Origin of the sequence: Pelomonas sp. Root1217 (assembly GCF_001425705.1) — a bacterium.
In the GTDB taxonomy this organism is placed as follows: domain Bacteria; phylum Pseudomonadota; class Gammaproteobacteria; order Burkholderiales; family Burkholderiaceae_C; genus Pelomonas.
Genome location: NZ_LMDC01000028.1, coordinates 732,667 through 746,685, shown reverse-complemented (window position 1 = coordinate 746,685; position 14,019 = coordinate 732,667). Strand labels below are relative to the sequence as shown.

General features: G+C 68.8%; 17 protein-coding genes and 1 tRNA gene. 4 read left to right on the top strand and 14 right to left on the bottom strand.

Annotation, left to right across the window (positions count from 1 at the left end; genetic code table 11):
• Positions 1–3: 3 nt before the first annotated feature.
• Positions 4–570, bottom strand: coding sequence for a TetR/AcrR family transcriptional regulator (locus ASC95_RS23425; RefSeq protein WP_057300081.1), 567 nt, complete (start codon positions 568–570; stop codon positions 4–6).
• 134 nt (positions 571–704) lie between these two features.
• Between ASC95_RS23425 and ASC95_RS30150 the strand changes: the two genes are divergently transcribed.
• Together ASC95_RS30150 and ASC95_RS23415 are read left to right on the top strand one after the other, a co-directional pair.
• Complete coding sequence (locus ASC95_RS30150; RefSeq protein ID WP_082568039.1) at positions 705–1,436, top strand: hypothetical protein; 732 nt, start codon at positions 705–707, stop codon at positions 1,434–1,436.
• Positions 1,427–1,503, top strand: a tRNA-Pro gene (locus ASC95_RS23415). The genes ASC95_RS30150 and ASC95_RS23415 overlap by 10 nt, the downstream gene beginning before the upstream one ends.
• Positions 1,504–1,589: 86 nt before the next feature.
• Here the strand turns inward: ASC95_RS23415 and ASC95_RS23410 are convergent.
• From ASC95_RS23410 to ASC95_RS32385, 4 genes are read right to left on the bottom strand one after another with little or no spacing between them, the layout of a single operon-like run.
• On the bottom strand, positions 1,590–1,880 hold the full coding sequence (locus ASC95_RS23410; protein WP_057300079.1) for a late competence development ComFB family protein: 291 nt from the start codon (positions 1,878–1,880) through the stop codon (positions 1,590–1,592).
• 40 nt (positions 1,881–1,920) lie between these two features.
• Entirely contained in the window at positions 1,921–3,021 is a 1,101-nt protein-coding gene (gene nadA / locus ASC95_RS23405; RefSeq protein WP_057300078.1) for a quinolinate synthase NadA, read from the bottom strand.
• A 24-nt stretch (positions 3,022–3,045) separates the two neighbouring features.
• Positions 3,046–3,819: a LytTR family DNA-binding domain-containing protein gene (locus tag ASC95_RS23400; protein ID WP_057300077.1), complete on the bottom strand. Its 774-nt coding sequence runs from the start codon at positions 3,817–3,819 to the stop codon at positions 3,046–3,048.
• Positions 3,816–4,892 carry a sensor histidine kinase gene (locus ASC95_RS32385; RefSeq protein ID WP_057300076.1) on the bottom strand — a complete coding sequence of 359 codons (1,077 nt, stop codon included), beginning with the start codon at positions 4,890–4,892 and terminating at the stop codon, positions 3,816–3,818. Before ASC95_RS32385 ends, ASC95_RS23400 begins: the two co-directional genes overlap by 4 nt.
• Before the next feature lie 84 nt (positions 4,893–4,976).
• Here ASC95_RS32385 and ASC95_RS23390 point away from each other — a divergent pair, with 84 nt between their 5' ends.
• Entirely contained in the window at positions 4,977–5,381 is a 405-nt protein-coding gene (locus tag ASC95_RS23390) for a DUF1761 domain-containing protein (RefSeq protein WP_057300075.1), read from the top strand.
• Between the two features lie 21 nt (positions 5,382–5,402).
• Here ASC95_RS23390 and ASC95_RS23385 read toward each other — a convergent pair whose 3' ends face one another.
• From ASC95_RS23385 to ASC95_RS23365, 5 genes are all read right to left on the bottom strand, one after another.
• Positions 5,403–6,362, bottom strand: coding sequence for a hypothetical protein (locus tag ASC95_RS23385; RefSeq protein ID WP_157256467.1), 960 nt, complete (start codon positions 6,360–6,362; stop codon positions 5,403–5,405).
• Between the two features lie 121 nt (positions 6,363–6,483).
• Complete coding sequence (locus ASC95_RS23380) at positions 6,484–7,161, bottom strand: hypothetical protein (protein WP_057300073.1); 678 nt, start codon at positions 7,159–7,161, stop codon at positions 6,484–6,486.
• A 96-nt stretch (positions 7,162–7,257) separates the two neighbouring features.
• Positions 7,258–7,794, bottom strand: coding sequence for an RNA polymerase sigma factor (locus ASC95_RS23375; RefSeq protein ID WP_057300072.1), 537 nt, complete (start codon positions 7,792–7,794; stop codon positions 7,258–7,260).
• A gap of 18 nt (positions 7,795–7,812) precedes the next feature.
• Complete coding sequence (locus ASC95_RS23370; protein WP_057300071.1) at positions 7,813–8,010, bottom strand: YgaP-like transmembrane domain; 198 nt, start codon at positions 8,008–8,010, stop codon at positions 7,813–7,815.
• A 140-nt stretch (positions 8,011–8,150) separates the two neighbouring features.
• Positions 8,151–9,308 carry a serine hydrolase gene (locus ASC95_RS23365; protein WP_057300070.1) on the bottom strand — a complete coding sequence of 386 codons (1,158 nt, stop codon included), beginning with the start codon at positions 9,306–9,308 and terminating at the stop codon, positions 8,151–8,153.
• Positions 9,309–9,400: 92 nt separating this feature from the next.
• Between ASC95_RS23365 and ASC95_RS23360 the strand changes: the two genes are divergently transcribed.
• On the top strand, positions 9,401–9,922 hold the full coding sequence (locus tag ASC95_RS23360) for a GNAT family N-acetyltransferase (protein ID WP_057300069.1): 522 nt from the start codon (positions 9,401–9,403) through the stop codon (positions 9,920–9,922).
• Here the strand turns inward: ASC95_RS23360 and ASC95_RS23355 are convergent.
• From ASC95_RS23355 to ASC95_RS23340, 4 genes are all read right to left on the bottom strand, one after another.
• Positions 9,919–10,770 carry a DUF2785 domain-containing protein gene (locus tag ASC95_RS23355; protein ID WP_057300068.1) on the bottom strand — a complete coding sequence of 284 codons (852 nt, stop codon included), beginning with the start codon at positions 10,768–10,770 and terminating at the stop codon, positions 9,919–9,921. The two genes, ASC95_RS23360 and ASC95_RS23355, sit on opposite strands and share 4 nt — an antisense overlap.
• A 40-nt stretch (positions 10,771–10,810) precedes the next feature.
• The gene (locus tag ASC95_RS23350) at positions 10,811–11,977 is read right to left on the bottom strand and encodes an alpha-hydroxy acid oxidase (RefSeq protein ID WP_057300067.1); all 1,167 of its coding nucleotides are present in this window, start codon (positions 11,975–11,977) and stop codon (positions 10,811–10,813) included.
• Between the two features lie 66 nt (positions 11,978–12,043).
• A complete protein-coding gene (locus ASC95_RS23345; RefSeq protein ID WP_057300066.1) occupies positions 12,044–12,961 on the bottom strand; it encodes a LysR substrate-binding domain-containing protein in 918 nt (305 codons plus the stop codon).
• Between the two features lie 48 nt (positions 12,962–13,009).
• Complete coding sequence (locus ASC95_RS23340; protein WP_057300065.1) at positions 13,010–13,795, bottom strand: tetratricopeptide repeat protein; 786 nt, start codon at positions 13,793–13,795, stop codon at positions 13,010–13,012.
• Positions 13,796–14,019: the final 224 nt, after the last annotated feature.

Genomic DNA, 14,019 nt, shown 5'->3' with positions numbered 1-14,019 from the left:
GGCTCAGGCCGCGACCGCCGCAGTCAGGCCCGGGAAACTCAGGCGCTGGAACAGCGCGTTCAGGTCTTCGGGTGGCAGCGGCTGAGCGGTCTCCATCCACCAGATGAAGCTGGACCACAGCGCACCGACGACGTAGTGCGTGGCCAGATCCAGCCGTGTGCCGGGCGCGTGGCGGCGTTGCAGGTCCTGGCGCACCAGGTCGGCCAGCATCTGCTTCACGTGGCGCTCGACGCTGACCTCGCTTTCCCGCGCCACCGTCATCTCGTAGATGCGCCGGTGGCTGGCCAGATGCTGGAAGAAGGGCAGGGTGAAGCTCAAGGGCTCGTCGCCGCGGGCGCGGCCGGCCTGCTCCAGCCAGCCACGCAGCCGGCCGATGCTGGCGGCGAGCAACTCGTCCTTGCTCTGGAAGTGTGCGTAGAAGGTGGCGCGGCCGACGCCGGCGCGGTCGATGAGGTTCTGGATGGTCAGCCTCTCGTAGCCGCGCTCCAGCATCAGCGCGAACAGCGCTTCGAGGATGAGCTCGCGCGAGCGCTGGGCGCGGCGGTCGGTCTTGGCAAGCGTCTCTGGCATCGGAAGAGGTGTTTGCCGAACAAACCGCAAGCGGTTGTTCGGTAGCGAACAACGGTCTGCGGCCTGTTCGGGCCGTCGGCGGGGGCGCTGAGTATGGTCGGTTTCCTCATCGTTTCATTCCAGGAAACCGCTTCATGCAACATGACTCCCATTCGCAAGCGACCGCCCCGGCAGACACGCGCGCCGCCGGCATCGCCATTGCACTGGCCACCGTGCTGTCGACCGTCTTCGTCGCCCTCGACGAAAGCGGCGGTGGCAAGGGCCAGCTCGAGATCCTGCAGAGCATCGCGCAATTGCAGGGGCTGAAGGCCGCCGTCCACGGCGTCGCCATCGCCAGCCTGTGCGCCTATGCCTTCGGCTATGCGGCGTTGGCACGGCGGCTGTCGCTGCGCCATGCCACCGTGCTGGCAGGCCTGGCCTTTTATCTGATGGGCTGCATCGCGCTGATGGGGGCCACCATCGTCGACGGCTTCGTCATTCCCCATCTCGCGGCCGACGCGATCGTTGGATCGCCTACGCGTCTGCAAGTCGGCTACGAACTCGTCCACGCAGCGGGCCTGGCGCTGACCGATGCGGCCAAGATAGGCTGGCTGTTGCAGGCTGCCGGTGGGCTGGCCTGGACCGGCGTGCTGCTGGGCAAGGCGGGGGTGGCGCGCGTCGTCGGTGCCATGGGCAGTGTGGCCAACCTCGCCGTAGCTGCGGCCGTGCAGGGCGCGAGTGTCAACATGACGATGACGTCCATCCTGACGGTGCTGCTGGCCCAGCTGATCTGGAACCTCGCAGCGGCTTTCTGGCTGGTGCGCGCGCCCAAGTTTCAGGGCGACCTCGAAACAGGCACTAGAATGGCAGGCTTGATCGGGGCGTAGCGCAGCCTGGTAGCGCATCTGCTTTGGGAGCAGAGGGTCGCGAGTTCGAATCCCGCCGCCCCGACCATCTACAACGGAGTGATTCCCTCAAGGAATCTTGTGAAAGGCCCGCCTCGTGAGACGCGGGCCTTTTCTATTCCTGCTCGACTCGGCCTATTTGCGCGACCTCAACGCCGTTCTGGCTTGCACGAAGTTGAACGCATACGACACCGCCTCGACGATGGCGTTGTCGATCTCCAGCCGCTCGTGCTCGGTCAGGTAGAAGCTGAAGTCCACCTCGTGGCGGATGTAGCGCGGGGGCAGGCGATTCAGGGCCACGCAGCAGACGTCGCAGAGCAGGTCGTTGCTGGCCGCGATGTCAGGGAAGTCGGTGGACGAGTCCATGACCGCCGCGAAGACTTCGCGCTCGTGGTGGTTGTACAGGGAGCTGAAGTCGGCATTCATGGCGGGCTTTCCGAATGGGATAGGCGGATTTATAGCGCTTTCACGCTGCGCCCATGCCCGGAGTCATCCCACTGGCGGCAGCCTTTCGCGCCGCGACGAAATCCAGCATGCGGTTGATGCAGCCCTGGGCCTTCACGCGGATGGCTTCATCGACGTGGATCTGCGGCTCGCCGCTCTCCAGGCAGTCGACCAGGTTGGCCAGGCCGTTCATCGCCATCCAGGGGCAGTGGGCGCAGCTCTTGCAAGTCGCGCTGTTGCCAGCGGTGGGCGCCTCGATCAGCACCTTGCCGGGCGCCAGCTGGCGCATGCGGTGCAGGATGCCGTTGTCGGTGGCGACGATATAGGCCGGCGCCGTGCCCTCGACGACCGCCTTGATCAGCGCCGAGGTGGAGCCGACGACGTCGGCCTGCTCGACGACGCTCTTGGGTGACTCGGGGTGGACGAGGATCAGCGCGCCCGGGTGCTGCTCGCGCAGCAGTTCCAGCTCCAGCCCCTTGAACTCGTCGTGCACGATGCAGGCGCCGTTCCACATCAGCATGTCGGCGCCCGTCTCTTCCTGGATGTAGCGGCCGAGGTGGCGGTCCGGCGCCCAGAGGATCTTCTGGCCCCTGGCATTCAGGTCGGCCACGATCTCCAGCGCGCAGGAGCTGGTCACCATCCAGTCGGCACGGGCCTTCACGGCGGCGCTGGTGTTGGCGTAGACGACGACCTGGCGGTCCGGGTGGGCGTCGCAGAAGGCGGCGAACTCGTCCTCGGGGCAGCCCAGGTCCAGCGAGCAGGTGGCGTCCAGGTCGGGCATCAGCACGCGCTTCTCGGGGCTGAGGATCTTGGCCGTCTCGCCCATGAAGCGCACGCCGGCGACCACGAGGGTCTGGGCGGCGTGGTCGCGGCCGAAGCGGGCCATCTCCAGCGAGTCGGACACGATGCCGCCGGTCTCCAGCGCCAGGTCCTGCAGCGCACCGTCGACGTAGTAGTGGGCAACGAGCACGGCGTTGTGTTTTTTTAGCAGCGCCTTGGCACGTTCCGTCAACGCGTGGCGCTCGGGCGGAGTCAGCGGGACCGGCACCTTGGCCCAGGCGTGGGCCGTCGAGCAGCTGCCGGTGGCATCCTGCTTGGTGAAATCGAACAAGACTTGATCCATGCCGAATCGTAGCCCGCCCCGGGTTTACCCCTCCAGCCACTGGCGAAAAGCCGCGGCGCGCTCCTGGCTGATCAGCAGCTCGCCGTCCAGGGCCGGGCTGAGGGCGAGCTTCAGCCTTCCCTTGCCGGCGGGCGCAAAGCGTTGCACGGCGCCCGCGGCCACCAACAGCTGGCGGTTGGCGCGAAAGAAGCGCTGCGGCCCGAGCTCCTCCTCCAGCTCGCCCAAGGTGGGCTCGACCAGATAGCGCTCACCGGCCTGGGTGATGGCGAAGCAGAGCTTGTCCACCGAGACGAAATAGGCGATGTCGACCAGCTCCAGCGCGTGGAACTGCTGGCCGCCCTTGCGGCCGACGATGCGCCGGCGGCCGGCAGGCGGGCTCAGGCGCTGCAGCAGGCCGTCGAGCTGATGGTTCCAGCGCTCCTTGGCCTGGAGGTCGAAATGACTTCGCCATTGCTCGGCCTTGGCCAGTGCCTGGGCCAGCGCGGTGTCAGAGACCGGCTTGAGCAGGTAGTCCACTGCCAGCGCCTGGAAGGCCTGCAGTGCGAACTGGTCGTAGGCCGTCGTGAAGACCGTGGGCAGGGTCAGGCGGCGGTCGCGGAACAGCTCCAGCGACAGGCCGTCGGCGAGCTGGATGTCGAGCAGCAGCAGGTCGGGTGCGGGGTGGGCGGCCAGCCAGTCCAGCGTGCCTTGCACCGTGTCGCTGTGGCCAAGCACGCGGGCCTCTGGCGCGACGCGGGCCAGCGTGGCGGTCAGGCGCTCGCGCGCCGGGGTCTCGTCTTCGGCAATGAAGATCTTCATGGGCGGGCCAGCAGCGGAATGGAGACTTCGAACACACCGTTCTCGGCGCGGCGCTGCAGCGCGCGGTCGGCCAGCAGGCGGCAGCGCTCGTCGAGGTTGGCCAGCCCCAGGCCCGAAGAGGGCAGGGCGCTGCGGCGCGGCTGCAGCGCGTTGCGGCACTGCACGCGGTCGCCGTCCAGCGTGAACCCAACCGTCAGTGGCTGGGCAGCGCTGGCTTCGTTGTGCTTGATGGCGTTCTCCAGCAGGGTCTGCAGCGCCAGCGGCGGGATCAGCCATTGACCCGTCTGCAGCGCCGGGTCCAGCGCCAACGGCATGGCCGCACCAAAGCGCAGCGCCAGCAGGCGGTGGTAGTGGCGCAGGAAGGCGAGCTCGTCATCCAGCGGCACCAGGTCGCGCTGGCGGCTGTCCAGCACATAGCGGTAGATCTCGGCCAGGGTGTCGCTGAACTCGCGGGCGCTGCGTGCGTCGCTCTCGATCAGGTGGCCCAGCGTGTTGAGGCTGTTGAACAGGAAATGCGGATCGACCTGGGCCTTCAGCGCACCGAGCTCGGCCTGGGTGCGGGCGCGCTCCAGGCGCTCCACGCGCAGCATGTCCGACTCGCGCTCGCGGATCAGGAACATGGTCTCGTAGGCATGGGTCACGAAGAGCACGCAGATGACGTTGGTGGCCACCACGAGCTTGAGCGCGTTGACGTCCACCGGCATGCCGGCGACCTGGAACCAGGCCCAGATGGCGGCCAGCGTCAGCGGCGCGGTGTAGAGCACATTGGCGCTGACCAGCATCAGGAGCTTGCGCAGCGGGTGGGCGAACCAGTTCAGGTGCTCGCGCTGCTTGAACAGCAGCCAGCGGTTGCCTGCCCAGATGGCAAAGGCCAGCGCGATGAAGCCGGCAAAGCCGACCCAGAAGCGCGCGTCGCCGGGGCCCAGTGGCCCATAGAGCCCCGTCAGCCAGGGGATGGCCAGCCCGAAGGCGAGCGAACCGCCGGCCATCAGCAGCCGGTCATCCAGGCGTGCCTGCATCGGCGGGTTCGGCGGCGATTTGAGCGGCAGTTTGTCGGCTTTGGGCGTGCTCATCTTCGACTTCGGCGCGCGGCCGCTATTGCCGGGGACGAGAGCCCCTCAGCATCGCCGCACCAACAACTTCAAGAGGGGTCTGCGATGGACGCAGTGCAATTCAACTTCCCGGCGGTCATTGTGGCGGCCTTGTCGAGCTTCCTGATCGGCGGGCTCTGGTATTCGCCCATCCTGTTCGCCAAATCGTGGATGGCCGAAGCGGGCCTAACCGAAGCCCAGGCCAAGCAGGCCAGCCCGGCCAAAGTCTTCGGGCTGTCGGCGCTGGCCTCGCTGGTGATGGCCTTCAACCTGGCGGCCTTCCTCGGTGCCAAGGCGAGCCTGAGCTTCGGCCTGTTCGCTGGCTTGGCCACCGGCCTGGGCTGGGTGGCCATGAGCCTGGGCGTGATCTACCTTTTCGAGCAGCGCTCGCTCAAGCTCTGGCTTATCAACAGCGGCTACCAGGTGGTGGCCTACACGGTGATGGGCGCCATCCTCGGCGCCTGGCATTGAAGCCGGATCGCTTGCGTCTTCCTAGGGCAGCCGCAGCCGGTCGCCTTCGCCGACCCGCACCGTGTTCGGCGGCTCGTTGCCGAAGCGATAGGTGACGCTGAGCAGCTTGCGGCGGCCGGGCGCGGGGTCGAAGCCGAACAGCTCGTTGCGCACCTCGGTCTCGAAGCGGTCGCCGCGGATTTGGCCGCGCAGGGCCTGGGTAACGTCGGTCCAGCGCCCATCGGCGCCGTAGCTGGCGCTGTCGATGACGAGTCGGCCGCTGGCTGGTCGCACGGGGCCCTGGTCGTTGCCGCGATGGCCGCGGCCCCAGTCGCCACGCCCCCACCCTACAAACTGGTTGCCGTCGATGGTGCCGTACTCGCGGTACTCGAAGACGCGCTCCTGGCCGCCACGGTCGCGGGCAAAGATGCGCAGGACCTTGGTCTTCCCGGGAAAGGGGTCGACACCGAAGAGTTCGTTGGTCAGCCGCACGCGTTGGTCGCGCCGCGCCAGTTCGCGCAGGCGGTCGGTGACGTCCACGTCGCGGCCATCGGCGCCATAGGTGGCGTAGAGGATGGTGAACTCGCCGTCGTCGTGGCGGTCGCCGCCCGGGCTGTTGCCGCCTCCTTGCCAACCGCCCGACCAGCTGGACTCGCCCCAGTTGCCGCGGCGCCAGCCGATGAACTTGTTGCCGTCGACCCAGTCGCGTTCACGGAAGTCGAAGCTGCGTTCCCGCCCCTGGCGGTCGCGGGCAAAGATGCGCAGCGTCTTGGTGCGCCCGGGTTCGGGGTCGACACCGAAGAGGTCATTGCTCAGTCGAAAGCGCCGGTCCTGGCGGGCCAGTTCGCGCAGGCGGTCGGTCACGTCCACATGGCTGTGTTCAGTGCCGTAGCGGGCATGCAGGATGACGAACTCGCCGTCATCGTCGGCCCAGGCGGGTCTGGTGATGGCAGTGGCCAGGACTGCGCCTAGAACCAATGGCCCCAATTGGCGGCGTTTCATGGTGATCCCCTCGTTGTTGGTCTTGGCCGGGCATGGTCGCGCGGCCAAAGGTTCAACGCGAGGACGGCCCAGCGCGAGGACGCCGGGCTTCGCCGGTTGTAAGGGCGGGTAAACCGCGCGATCAACGGCCCCAGTCGCCGCGGCGCCAACCGGTGAACTGGCTGCCATCCACCCAGCTGCCCTCGGGGTACTCGAAGCTGCGCTGCTGGCCATTGGGGTCGCGCGCAATGATGATCAGCCGCTTGTCGCGGCCCGGATCGGGGTCGACGCCGAAGGTGCCATTGCCCATGCGGAAGCGCTCGTCGCGGCGTGCCAGTTCGCGCAGCCTGCCGGTCACGTCCACCTCGCGGCCGGGGTTGCCGTAGTTGGCATAAAGGATGGTGTAGCTGCCGTCATCGTGGCGGTCGCGATAGGGGTTGCCGGCCCAGCCGCCGTTGTAGTTCGGTTCGCCCCAGCGGCCCGCGCCCCATGCGGCGAACTGCCCGCCGTCGATCCAGGCGCGCTCGGGGTAGTCGAAGCGGCGTTCGCGGCCCTGGCTGTCGCGGGCGTAGATGCGCAGGTACTTGTCGCGGCCGGGGTCGGGATCCACGCCGAACAGGTCGTTGGTCAGACGCACGCGGCGGTCGCGGCGGGCCAGCTGGCGCAGCCGATCGGTCACGTCGACATGGTTGCGGTCCGTGCCGTAGCGCGCATGCAGGATGACGAACTCGCCGTCGTCATCGCCGCGCTGTGCCAGAGCGGGCAACGAGAGCCCGGCCAGCAAGGTGGCCGCGCCGAGAACATAGTGGCGTCGATGCATGGTGTTTGTCTCCGGAGTTATGGAGGCAACCATGCTTGCACCACCACGGCGGCGCTCAAGTCAGAGAGGAGGAAGTCCCGCTGCGGGCGGGCACCGTCAGACGCTGGCCGGTTTGCCGCCGAGCAGGTACTCCCGCGCCAAGGCTCGGGCGCGATGCAACCGGCTCTTCACATTCGGCCGTGTGAGGCCGGTGCGGGCGGCGATCTCCTCAATGGTCAGCTCCTCGAGGTCGCGCAGCAGCATGACCTCGAGGTAGTGGGCCGGCAGTGACTCCAGCGCCGCCACCAGTTCCCGCCGCAGGCCCACTTCGTCGCGTACCACCAGCCACTGCTCCAGCTTTTCCTCCTCATACGGGTCATAGCGCAGCGTGAGCCGGCCCAGGCGCCGGCATTCGCGCTGCACCAGGCGGATCAACCAGCCCGAAAAGGCCGCCAGCACGCGCAGCGACGGCAACTTGCGGCTGACGATGAGCAAAGCCTCCTGCACCGCATCATCGACGTCGCTGAGCAGGCAGTGCTGCTGGGCATAGCGGCGGATGTCGGGCCGGGAGATCTTCAGCAATTGCTCCAATGCCCGCGGATCGCCGCCGTGCGCGGCCGTGAGCAGGGGCTGGTGTTGTGTGGCCAGTGCCATGTCGGTGCCGCTTGGCTGCTACTTCAACTTGCGGCCAACCATGGCGCAAGCCGGGCAGAAACCGAACAGCCCCGATGCCACCAACCCGGCCGCGCCGGCGGCCACAAGCCAGCCGCCCATGCCGCCCAACAGCAGCAGCCCCAGGGCTGCGGCCATCAGGCCCGCGACCACGCGCACTGCGCGCTCGCCGTTCGGAACGTTTTTCACATAGATCATGGTTCGACTCTCAAGTGTTCGAGGACAGCCCTCGGTCACTAAGAGGGAGCCAGGGCGCGATCGGATTCGCGGCCGTTAAAAAATATTTTGTCCTGGAAGATCCTGGCGGACCTTGGCAGATGCTCGCGCGGCGCTGGCCGCTAGCGCAGGAAATCCATGGCGCCGTACTCCCAGCCCCATGGCACGCCGGTCTCGCCGAGGATGAAGCGCACGAGTTGCGGAAAGGCCCGCTCGGCGCGCACGTCGTTGGCGAGGATGACGACGCAGCGCTTGCTGGCTTTCACGCAGACCCAGGTGTTGCCGGTGCTGTCGTTGTGCCCGCCCTTGTAGAAGCCCGGCCCTTGCGGCCCTCCGAAGACGATGACGCCCAGGCCCGCAGCGAGGTCGGGGCGACGCTTCGCTGGCGGCAGCTCGGGCTGCAGTGTAGGGAACTGGGTGGCCGTCGTGATGGGCAGGTGGGGCGCAGTGAGCGCCTTCAGGCCGGCAGGCGACAGGCCCGTGCCATTGATGTAGCCGGCGGCCATCTTCGCCATGTCGGCGATGGTCGTGTCCATCGAGCCCGCCACACGCACTTTGCTGCGTTCGTCGTGGGGCTCGACGCTGCCGTTCTCCCTCCAGCCATCGGCCAGGTTGGGTCGGAAGTCGGCGCGCCATTTCAGGCTGGTGCGCGTCATGCCCAACGGCGTGAAAACACGGCGCTGCACTTCGGCGCCCACGTCCTGCCCCAGGCCGCGCTCCAGCACGAACTGCAGCAGGATGAGTCCTTCGCCGGAGTACGCGTAGCGCGTGCCGGGGTCGAAGTGCATGCGCAGCCGGCGGTCCGGCTCCAGGAAGGCGAAGTTGGCGAAGCCGCTGCTGTGCGTGAGCAGCATGCGCGTGGTCAGCCGGCGCCAGCGCTCGTCGCCCGCCAGGTGCTGCCATGAGTAGGACGTCAAGAAGCCGGAGTATTCCGGCAGCGGCCGGTCCAGGTAGGCTGCCAGTGGCCGGTCCAGATCGAGTTTGCCTTCCTCGACCAGCTGCATCACCCAGTAGCCGAATACCGCCTTCGTCAGCGACGCGCCGTACATGACGGTGTCGGGCAGCAGCGGCTCGCCCGCTGCATTGCGCTTGCCGTAGGCGCCGGCATGCACGACCTGGCCGTCGTCGATGACGGCCACCGCCAGGCCCTGGGCCTGGGCGGCGGCCATCAGCCGCGTGGCCTCTGCGTCGATGGCGGCGTTGCCTGGGATCACGGGCGGGGCGGCCGCGGCCAGCAGGGGCAGGGCGATCAGCAAAGCGGCAAGGCGGGCAGGGCGCATGGTTCCTCCTGGGCGGCAGCCTAACGGCACCCGCGGGCGCGTGGCGAGGCCGCCGCTGCTGTTGTAATCGGTGCGCCGTCTTTGCTGCCGCCATGAACCTGCTCGAACTGATTGCCCCCACCCCCGACGTCGCCGACGAGCTGCTGCGCTTCGAAACGGACAACCGCGCCTTCTTCGAGGCCCGCATCAATTCACGGCCACCCGGCTTTTACTCACGCGAGGGCGTTGGTGCCGCCATTGCGCTGGCGCAGCGCGAAGCCGCCGAGGACACGGGCTACCAGTTCCTCGTGCGTACCGTGGCCGGCGAGCTGGTGGGCCGCGTGAACCTGATCGGTGTGAAGCGGGCCCATTTCCAGATGGCTGAGCTGGGCTATCGCATGGCCGAGTCGGCCTGCGGTCGGGGCTATGCCAGCGAAGCCGTGCGGCTGGTGCTGGCCAAGGCCTTTGGCGAGCTGGGCCTGATGCGCGTGGAGGCCAATGCACGCGTCGGCAACGGCGGCTCGGTGAAGGTGCTGCTGCGCAATGGCTTTCGCCAGTTCGGCCATTCGCTGCGCAGCTTCGAGCTCGGCGGCGCCTGGCACGACCGGCTGCACTTCGAGCGGCACGCCGACTAAGGCAGGCGGCGCAGCGTCTTCTGCAGCGGCACCAAGAGCCGTTCGCGCCGGGCGGCGTCGGTCACGTCCAGCACGCCGGCCAGCAGCGGCCACAGGAACTCTCGCAGATTGTGCAGATCGGTCAGCGCAGTCTCGTCCCAGGCTTTGGCCGCCTTCAACGGCTGTAGCAGCCGGTCCAGCCAGGCCTGCACGGCGGCTTCGTCAGGTTGGAGCCTGAGCTGCAATTGCAACGCGGCGCGCGCCAGGCGCTGGCCCTCGCCATAGCGGTAGGCATGCCTGTGGTCGGCCAGCACCTGGCTGCTGACGGCGTCCAGCAGTGCCTGGCGTTGGGCGGGACTCAGCGCCTCGTTCATGCCGAGCTGCAGAGCCAGGTCGGCGCCATGGGCCACGCCGTGGCGCCAGCCCTCGCCAGGCGTGAAGCCGCGGTAATCGCGCATGCTGCTGAGGAAGCGCGCGGCGTGATCCACCAGATCGCCGCGTTGCTCCGCCGTCATGAAAGGCTGGAGCCGGTCGGCCCGTGCTACCTCGGCCAGCGTCAGCACGGCAAAGGGTCGGTGCACGCCGGCCGCATCGGACTTGGCGTCGAGCGCGGCGACGAGGTCGGTGCGCAGGCGTTGCAGCGTGGCCGCTTCCAGCTTGCCGCCGCGCGCCCATGCGGAGAGCTGCTCGAAGGCGATGTCGTCGCGCAGTTGGGGATCGGGGTGCCCCAGGCAGGGCAGCAGTGCTATGGCCTGCTGCTGGATGCGCGCCGGGTCGCCTTCCGTCTTCAGGGTGACAGGTGGCGCGCAGGTTTGCGCCGCGGCAGCCAGGGCGAATGACGAAAGCAGGGTGGCGGCGATGGTCTTCATGCGCCGCAGTAGCGCATGCCCTCGGCTCACCGGCAAGAAGTCAGGCCGTCGGGAAGACGCGCGGGTAGGTCCCCGGCACCAGGATGTCCCGCGTCACGTTGGTGAGCTGCGTGTGGCCGCAGAAGGCCATGGTCACGTCCAGCTCCTTGTGCAGGATGGCCAGCGCCTTGGCCACGCCTTCCTCGCCCATCGCGCCCAGGCCATAGGCCATCGCGCGGCCGATCATCGTGCCGCGTGCGCCCAGCGCCCAGGCCTTCAGCACGTCCTGGCCGGAGCGGATGCCGCCGTCCATCCACACTTCCGTCTGCGTGCCCACCTCGGCCGCAATGGCGGGCAGCGCGTGGATGCTGCTCGGCGCACCATCGAGCTGGCGGCCGCCGTGGTTGCTGACGACGATGGCGTCGGCCCCCGCCTGCACGGCGAGCTTGGCGTCCTCCACGTCCATGATGCCCTTGAGGATGAGCTTGCCGCCCCATTGCTCCTTGACCCAGGCGATGTCGGCCCAGGATAGGCGCGGGTCGAACTGCTCGTTGGTCCACGCCGAGAGGGAGCGCATGTCGCTGACGCCCTTCACATGACCCACGAGGTTGCGGAAGGTATGGCGCTTGGTGCCGGCCATGCCCAGGCACCAGCGTGGCTTGGTCATCAGGTTGAGGATGTTGGCCAGCGTCGGCCGCGGCGGCGCGGTAAGGCCGTTCTTCAAATCCTTGTGACGCTGGCCGATGACCTGCAGGTCCAGCGTCAGCACCAGGGCCGAACACTTGGCGGCCTTGCAGCGGTCGATCATGCGAGCCATCGCCTCGCGGTCGCGCATCATGTAGAGCTGGAACCAGAACGGCGCCGAGGTGTTCTCGGCGATGTCCTCGATGGAGCAGATGCTCATCGTCGACAGCGTGAACGGGATGCCGAACTTCTCGGCCGCGCGCGCCGCGTGGATCTCGCCGTCGGCGTGCTGCATGCCCGTCAGCCCCACCGGTGCGATGGCCACGGGCATCTTCGCGGCCTGGCCCACCATCTTCACGGCCGTACTGCGGCCCTCCATGTTGACGGCCACGCGCTGGCGCAGCTTGATGGCCTGGAAGTCGCTCTCGTTGGCGCGGTAGGTCGTCTCGGTCCAGGAGCCGGAGTCGGCGTAGTCGTAGAACATGCGTGGCACGCGCTTCTCGGCGAGTTGGCGCAGGTCTTCGATGCAGGTGATGACGGGCATGGCGGGCTGGTCGGAGTGAGGCCGCGATGCTAGGCCTGCCTCGCCCGGTGCGTTCCGGAAAAAAACTCAGCCGGGTCGGGAAGAGTTTTCCGCCTCGACTGCGCGGCAGTGCGCATGCAGCCACTCGGCGAAGGCCTCGGATGCCGGGCTGGCGCGGTGGCCAATGAGGCCGTAGTGGCGCTCGGCCGGCACGGTCAGCGCAAACGGCTGCACGAGGCGACCCTCGGCCAGCTCGTGGCGGGCGAGGCTGAGGCGGGCCAGTGCCGCGCCCTGGCCGGCCAGGGCCGCGGCCAGCGTCAGGCCCAGGTCGACGAAGCGCGGGCCTTCATCCGGCTCGGGCACGTCGCCCAGGCCGGCGGCGCGTAGCCAGGGCGCCCAGGGCTGCAGCGGCGTGCGCAGCAGCGGCAGGGCGAGCAGGTCGGCAGGCTCGCGCAGCGGTTCGTGGCGGGCCAGCAGGGCGGGCGCGGCCAGCGGCGTTAGGCGGTCGCGCAGCAGCACCTCGGCGGGCGCGATGTCGTCCGGCACGGCGCCGTGGCGGATCTCTAGGTCCGCCCCCGCGTCGCCCTCGGCCAGCAGCGGGACCGACAGCGTCAGCTCCAACTCCACCTCGGGGTGGGCGGCCGTGAAGCCGGGCAGTGCGGGCACCAGCAACTGGCGTGCAAAGGTGGGCGTGGACGTCACGCGCAGACGCTCGCGCTGCTGGCTGGCGCGTTGGTGCAGCGGCATGGCCTTCAGCAAGGCCAGGGCCTGGCGCACCTGGGGCAGGTATTCGTGGCCGGCGGGGGTCAGGGCCAGCCCCTTGGCGGGTTGACGCAGGAACAGGGGCTGGCCCAGCCGTTCCTCCAGCCCCGCCACGCGCTTGGCGACGGCGCTGGCCGTCAGCGCGAGTTCGGCGGCGGCGGCCTCGAAGCCGCCCGTGCGGGCCACGGCCTCGAAGGCGAGCAGGGCGTCGAGCGAGGGCAGGCGGATGGCGCGCGAGGACATGGGGTCATCCTACCGAGCCACCTGGTGCTCGGAGCTCGGCGTCGAGCGTCAGAAATTGAGGGTCGTGGGGCCAGCATCGCGGGGTCGCCGCAGATACTGGCCCAGAGTGCCAGCCATCGCCGCCACGACGCCCACCGCCAGCCGGCCCGCTCGCTGCAAGGTCTCGGGTCTGGCCTCGCTCACGGCGAGCCGATCCCGCGGCGCACCAGGCTGCGCGATGGCATGCACCAGCGCCAGCTCCTGCTGGCGCTCCTGCACGAGGAAGAACATGCGGTTCGGGTCGGCAAAGCGCTGCGCCAGCGCTCGAACCGCCTTCAGCTCGTGGCTGCGTACCCGCACACCTTGCGGGCTCAAGGTGCAGCCCAGGGCGCGGCTGCGCAAGTAGAGCGACTTGGCCGCCAGGCGGTCGGGCAGGCAGCCCACGCCGGCATACAGGCAGTTGGCGAGGTTGAAGGTGGCCTCGGCGTGGCCCATGGCCGCCGCCGTCACGTAGGCCGACAGGCCTGCTGCTTCGTCGACCGGGCCGCCCCGGCCGGTCATCAGCGTCCGCCCCAGCTGGAAGCGCCCGATGGCGCTGCGCCGGGACGCGGCCTGCTCCAGCGTCCGCCGCGCCTGCACCGGGTCCGCGGCCATGCCCAGCCCTTCCAACTGGCACAACCCCAGCATGGCGAGCGCATCCTTGTCGCCGCCATCTGCTCCGGCACGGAACCAGCCCACCGCGCGCTCGTAGTCCGGCGGCGTGGCGTGGAACAGGGCCATGCCATGCTGGAGCGGGTCCACGGGCTGCGCGTTGAGGGCCACGGGCGGGGTCGGCCCCAGGTTGAGGATGTTCATGCAGCAGGCGGGCGTTGGCGGTCGATGTTGCGACCTGGGTTGGGCGGCCCGAGCGGTGCTCTGGCGCCCGGCAAGGCGTATCCCTGGATTGTTGGTGGGCCAGGCAGCAGGGCAGCGGCTGCGCAGCGTGCAGTAATGCTGCAAATTGCCGCAAACCGAGGTGCTCGGCGAGAATTTCCGGGCCTTCAGCGGCGGGCCGGGCACCCTGCGCCGGCCGCCACCAC